A 1,689-nucleotide genomic window follows, 5' to 3' on the forward strand; every position below is an offset into this window, starting at 1 on the left:
CCGGTGGCTGAAGGTGAAAAGCTGATGCTGCTCGGCAGTCACGGAAAACTGCGTGCAGGTGACAGTGTCACGGTTGAACGCATCGCAGACCGGATGCTGACGGTCCGGCAGGGGGAACGCCGGCATCGCCTTCCGGTTGCTGACGGACTGAAAATCAGTCAGGGATACGTGACCACGCCCGGAAAAACGGTGAGTGAACAGGGCGTTGTTCTGGCTGCCGTCTCTGCCCGTGACACGCAGGCACAGACGCTGAACACGCTGGCCACCAGTGGTGACCGGGTGCAGATTTATACGTCACTGTCAGAAGAAGACGCACATGCGCGTCTTGCCCGTTCTCCACTGTACCGGCAGGCCCGGGAGCAGGTCAGTCCGGAGGGTAAGCCACTGGATACGGCCATGCAGCAGGCCCGGGACAGTGTGATGCCGGTGACCGAAAAAGCAGTACGTCAGGCCATAACGCTGGCACAGGGCAGCAGTGTGGTCTTTTCCCGTCAGGATGTGGTACTGGAGGCTCTGAAAGCGCATCCGTCAGTAACACCATACGGTATTCACCACACATTTGCAGAGCTGGTTCAGCGTGGGGAAATCCTGTCTGTACCGGGTGACGGAAGTGCCAGTCGTTATGTGCCGGCTGAAACCTGGCTGCAGGAAAAAGCCATTCTGCGCACAATGGCAGAAGGAAAGAACACGCAGCGTCCACTGATGGAAACTGTGGCCCCGTCTCTCCTGTCGGGTCTGACGTCAGGCCAGCAGGCAGCCAGCCGGCTGATTCTTGAAAGCACGGACCGTTTTGTGGCCATTCAGGGCTATGCCGGTGTGGGGAAAACCACACAGTTTCGCAGTGTCCTGGCTGCGCTGGAAACACTGCCTGAAACTGACAGGCCTGTTGTGGTGGGGCTGGCACCCACGCACCGGGCCGTCAGTGAAATGCAGGGCGTGGGGGTGAAAGCGCAGACCATCGCTTCTTTTCTGATGGACACAGAGCGACGTCAGCAGAGCGGTGAACAGCTTAACTTCTCAAAAACGCTGTTTCTTATCGATGAAAGCTCCATGGTGGGCAACCGGGATATGGCTGACACACTGGCCCGCATTGCGGCCGCAGGTGGTCGTGCGGTTCTGTCCGGTGACAGTCTGCAGTGCCAGTGGTGCGCCTTTTACCCTGATGCAGCAGCGCAGTGCCATCGATGTGGCGGTGATGAAAGACATTGTGCGTCAGTCACCGGAACTGCGACCGGCAGTGTATGCACTGCTGGAAGGGCGTACCGGTGAGGCGCTGGACACGATACGCCGTGTTTCACCGGAACAGGTGCCCCGGGATAATGGCGCATATGTACCGGCATCATCGGTGACTGAAATTCGCCAGACCCGCGAACAGAGAGAAACGCAGGGAGACAGGGTGATATCTGCCATCGTGGATGATTACACCGGACGCACCGCAGAGGCCCGGCGTCAGACGCTGATTGTCACCCAGACAAACGCGGATGCAATGGTCATAAATGCCGGCATTCATGACCGTCTGCATGAGGCCGGAAAAACCGGAGAGCAGGAACTTACGGTAACGGTGCTGGTCAGGGAAAAAACACAGACAGAAGCCCTGAAATCTGTTGCAGGGCTGGCACAGCATAATGGCGGTGTGGCGCTGATAAATCAGCAGTATTACACCATTCACAGCCCTGATGCAGCAAACGG

Annotated in this window: 1 protein-coding gene and 1 pseudogene; both read left to right on the forward strand. The window is 58.0% G+C overall.

Annotated elements, in window-relative coordinates; all coding sequences use genetic code 11:
* Positions 1-1,269, forward strand: a 1,269-nt coding sequence (locus BEA93_RS24200; protein WP_236942906.1) for an AAA family ATPase, incomplete at its 5' end; no start/stop codon positions are given.
* A pseudogene (locus tag BEA93_RS25960) lies at positions 1,196-1,689 on the forward strand (TraI domain protein); the annotation flags it as partial. The gene BEA93_RS24200 and the pseudogene BEA93_RS25960, both read left to right, overlap by 74 nt.

The organism is Escherichia sp. MOD1-EC5950 (genome assembly GCF_002965345.1).
Taxonomy (GTDB): domain Bacteria; phylum Pseudomonadota; class Gammaproteobacteria; order Enterobacterales; family Enterobacteriaceae; genus Escherichia; species Escherichia marmotae.